The sequence below is a fragment of the Frankia sp. CcCS3 genome, from assembly GCF_977927575.1.
Genome location: NZ_CDWRCL010000338.1, coordinates 1 through 3,062, shown reverse-complemented (window position 1 = coordinate 3,062; position 3,062 = coordinate 1). Strand labels below are relative to the sequence as shown.

The window sequence follows — 3,062 nt, the reverse complement described above, 5'->3', positions numbered from 1 at the left end:
ATCGCGGCTGTCGCGGCCGACGGGGTAGCCGCCACGGTTCTCCGGCGTGCCCCAGTCTCGACCGTAGGGATCGCGCCCGTGGTCGATCCGGTCGTCGGGGGCCGGCCGCTCGTCACGCCCGCGTGGGTAGGGGTCACGATCATAGCCACCGGGCGGGCCGTAGGGGTCCTCCTGATAACCGCGCCCCCCCCGGGACTGGTCGGGGTAGCCGTCACGGCCATACCCGCCGTACGAGTCGCCACCGCGCGGGTCGCCGACGCGCGGCGGGTCCGTCACCCCGGGCAGGTCGGCTGGCGAACGGCGGATGCCCAACGGGTCGTAGCCACCTGGACCGTCCGCATCCGGGCCGGTCTGCTCGGCTGGCCCACGCCGACGGTTCCCGTCAGCCGAGCGGCCGGGGGCATCTGCTCCGTAGGGAGCTCGCCCGCCGTCCTCCGGACGGTATTCGTACCTCTCCTGACCACTCATGATCCCAATTCCGCACCGATCGCAGTAGTCGGGTCGTGAGACAGGTGCCCCGTAGGGCATCGTGCCCTCACCTGATCACCGGTTCACCCGGAGGGTCCTCGTCGACCGTGCGTCAAGGACCATCTCATCGATCTTCTTGACGTTCTTCTTCAACCGAACCGTACCTGTTGTGGCATTGTCGACGTGAACCACCTTCTGTAGGAGGCGGTAGGTGTCTTCGTTGCCGGAGGCGAGCGCCAGCTGAGCGTCGCGTCCGAGCAACAGTGTCGCAGTCGCCTCGTCGCCGGCCCGACGCGCCTCCAGGCCCCGTAGCACCGCGGCCGGGAGTTCCACCTGGTCGGTGTAGTGGGTGACTGGGTCGCTGATCCGGCTCCACTGGGTCTCATCGTCCGTCCAAACCGCTCGGACCAGCGCCTTTGACGCCACCCGGCCGTCGACGACGAGGCTGACCCGCGCCGCCGACGTCTCGGTTCCCAGCGCGCGGGCGGGCACCTGGACACTCAGGTGGTAGTCGCGCGACTCGATTCCCCACGCGCCGGTAGGGTAGCCGAAGCAGCGTTCGTCCGCGGGCGTGGCCTCGCCCGTCAGATCACGTACCACGGGTGCGACCTCCGCGGTGAAGACGCTCATCAGTCCTCCACCCGGGCGGCCACCACCGTGATGTTGTCGTGTCCCCCGGAGTCGATGGCGAAATCGACGAGGTGGCGGGCGACGTCGATGGCCTCGCAGTGGGGTGGGAGCTGGTTGACCAGCGCGGCCATCATGTCGGGCCGGGACACGTAGTTCCACAGCCCGTCGCTGCAGACCAGTACCGTGGCCGGCGCCTCGATTGGGAACATCTCGGTGTGCGGCGCGACGTCCTCGACGTCGCCGCCCAGCCAGCGGGTGAGGGTGTGCGCCCGCCGGTGTGTCTCGGCCTCGTTGGCTGGGATGAGCCCCGCGCGCGCGGCCTCAGCCGCCCAGGTGTCGTCGGCGGTCAGCCGCTCGCACCAGCGCGGACCGAGCAGGTAGACTCGGCTGTCGCCGACCCAGCCGACCGTGACCATGCCCGGGCCGTCCGGGGTCGGCGGGGTGACGATGGCCGCGGCGAACGTGCACGACGGCGCCATCCGCCCCTCGGCCGCGCTGAGTTGGGCGATGGTCGCCTGGGCCGCGTCGACGGCGGCGTGCAGCGCGGCCTCGGCGTCCTCCGGGGAGAACCCGCCGACGACCGTGCGGGGCGATGTTCGTGGCTTCTTGTAGTCGGCATACGACGGTTCGAGGATGTCGAGCATCTCCTCGGCCCGGCTGACGCCGCGCGACGGGCGGGTGTCGTGGTGGACGGGGCGCCCCGGGCCGTGGGCACGCACCGCATCCGCGAGGACCGTCATGGCGGTGGTCGCCGCGGCGGCCGAGGCCTGCCCGGAGCCCGGAGTGGTCGACACGCCGTCACACACCACCGCGATCAGCGTGCCGTACACGACGGCCAGGCCCATGGCGTCCTCGTTGGTGGTGTGCCGGACGCCGCGGTCGCACACGCCGGCGAACTGGCCGAGGTCGACCTCGCTGTGGTCGGCGTCGCCGTGGCCGGGGTCCGGACCCTCCAGCCCGTGACCACAGACCTCGCAGTACCGGTCGTCGGCATACACCGGCGCCGCACACACCGGGCAGCGACCCAGGTCGTCGTCGAGTTCGAACGGCCCCCCGGTGATCTGGTAGGCGACTGTGGGGGCGTCGTCATGCGGGTTGAGGTCCACCGTCATGCCGCCGGGAGAAATCGGCCGCGGCCGGAAACAGCCGGGGGAACGCATGCGGGCGGTGTGCGCAGAGCCATGTGCTGGGTGCCTCCTGCCCCTGACGGTCCGGTCCTTGACGGTCGGGTCGCTAACGGCCGGATCGTCGATGCTCGCCGTGGCCGTCTCGGGACACCGACGGCGCGCGCCCGATGATCGACCGAGGTGGTCACACTCGTCGAGCTGGTCATCACGCATTCATGGAGACGTATTCTCCCAGCTTCCCCCGCGGCACGTCGAGGGTGTAGATTGCCGTGCCGGCGACCTGATCCGACGCGCCCGCCATCGTCGGCGGGCGACCCTAAAAGAGCGTAAAGGCCGGGGGTGGATGGTGGCAGGGCCCCCGCACTCCGGGGAACCCCGGGCCCGCCGGTCGGCGTGGTGATGCGCACCTGACCCTCCTGACGCCGGTGAGGGGCGGCCGGACCACGTCAGGTCGGGCCGTGGGCCTGCCGGCCCTCAGGATAGGGCGCCGGGTCCCCGGAAACGGCCATGTCGAGGTATGCCCATGGCAGAGCTCCTCCGACGAGCTCCTGCCGAGCTCTCGCTGAGCGTGCCCCGACACGCCGGTGTCGTCCGCCGTATACCATGGTCACATGGTCATTCCCCGGGCGTGTACTGGTCGGTGGTCCTGATGGCCGGCGCCGCTCGCCGGGGCGGTGGGATCGCCCGCGGCGGTCAGGGCGGTCGGGCCGCCAAGTCCGGTTCCCACCGCAAGGGGGCCTCCACGGGCAGCGGCGGTCACGGCCGCAAGGCGCTGGAGGGCCGTGGGGCCACGCCGCCCGCGCAGCTGCGCCCCGGCCATCCCGCCCAGCGTCGTGC

At 71.6% G+C, this 3,062-nt stretch carries 2 protein-coding genes and 2 pseudogenes; 1 reads left to right on the top strand and 3 read right to left on the bottom strand.

Going from position 1 to position 3,062, the window contains the following annotated elements; translation table 11 throughout:
- From AC08OQ_RS18885 to AC08OQ_RS18875, 3 genes and pseudogenes are all read right to left on the bottom strand, one after another.
- Positions 1–468: pseudogene (locus AC08OQ_RS18885) on the bottom strand (FHA domain-containing protein); the annotation flags it as partial.
- Between the two features lie 75 nt (positions 469–543).
- On the bottom strand, positions 544–1,098 hold the full coding sequence (locus AC08OQ_RS18880; RefSeq protein WP_462202997.1) for a hypothetical protein: 555 nt from the start codon (positions 1,096–1,098) through the stop codon (positions 544–546).
- On the bottom strand, positions 1,098–2,210 hold the full coding sequence (locus AC08OQ_RS18875; protein ID WP_476601929.1) for a PP2C family protein-serine/threonine phosphatase: 1,113 nt from the start codon (positions 2,208–2,210) through the stop codon (positions 1,098–1,100). Before AC08OQ_RS18875 ends, AC08OQ_RS18880 begins: the two co-directional genes overlap by 1 nt.
- Positions 2,211–2,748: 538 nt before the next feature.
- Here AC08OQ_RS18875 and AC08OQ_RS18870 point away from each other — a divergent pair.
- A pseudogene (locus AC08OQ_RS18870) lies at positions 2,749–3,062 on the top strand (hypothetical protein); the annotation flags it as partial.

What these genes read in the sequence shown, in the direction of transcription:
- AC08OQ_RS18880 (WP_462202997.1), bottom strand. Translation starts at nt 1,098, where the DNA reads ATGAGCGTCTTCACCGCGGAGGTCGCACCCGTGGTACGTGATCTGACG.
- AC08OQ_RS18875 (WP_476601929.1), bottom strand. Translation starts at nt 2,210, where the DNA reads ATGACGGTGGACCTCAACCCGCATGACGACGCCCCCACAGTCGCCTAC.